At 70.6% G+C, this 323-nt stretch carries 3 pseudogenes; 2 read left to right on the top strand and 1 reads right to left on the bottom strand.

From position 1 onward, the window contains the following. Together ABGA94_RS04870 and ABGA94_RS04865 are read left to right on the top strand one after the other, a co-directional pair. A pseudogene (locus tag ABGA94_RS04870) lies at nucleotides 1–129 on the top strand (N-acetylmuramoyl-L-alanine amidase); the annotation flags it as partial. Beyond that, nucleotides 96–215 (top strand): annotated as a pseudogene (locus tag ABGA94_RS04865) (M23 family peptidase); the annotation flags it as partial. The pseudogenes ABGA94_RS04870 and ABGA94_RS04865, both read left to right, overlap by 34 nt. On the opposite strand, the pseudogene ABGA94_RS04860 reads toward ABGA94_RS04865, so the two are convergent. Next, nucleotides 161–323: pseudogene (locus tag ABGA94_RS04860) on the bottom strand (SDR family NAD(P)-dependent oxidoreductase); the annotation flags it as partial. The pseudogenes ABGA94_RS04865 and ABGA94_RS04860 overlap by 55 nt on opposite strands.

Here is a 323-nt window from a genome sequence, read left to right as displayed (position 1 = left end):
GCCGAGCCGCCGCGTCCGGCGATGCCCAGCGATGCATCGCGCATCCGCATGCAGCCCGGCATGCGCCACCTGGTGGTGGCGATCGATCCCGGTCATGGTGGCCAGGACCCGGGCGCGAACGCTACTACTACGCGCATCTGGAGGGCTGGGCCGAGGGTCTGTCGCGTGGCCAGGTGGTCCAGGCCGGCGACCTGCTTGGCCACGTCGGCGACAGCGTGTTGACGGTAACGCCGCGCGAGGCCACTTCGGCGGCCAGTGCACGGCTGAAACCGTGCATCGCGGCCTTGGCGGTGGCGTAGTTCACCTGGCCGATCTGGCCCTTG

The sequence above is a fragment of the Stenotrophomonas sp. 3diitr2024 genome, from assembly GCF_042136455.1.
Classification (GTDB): Bacteria; Pseudomonadota; Gammaproteobacteria; order Xanthomonadales; family Xanthomonadaceae; genus Stenotrophomonas; species Stenotrophomonas sepilia.
The sequence above is the reverse complement of the archived record's forward strand: the minus strand, read 5'-3'. Positions and strand labels throughout refer to the sequence as shown.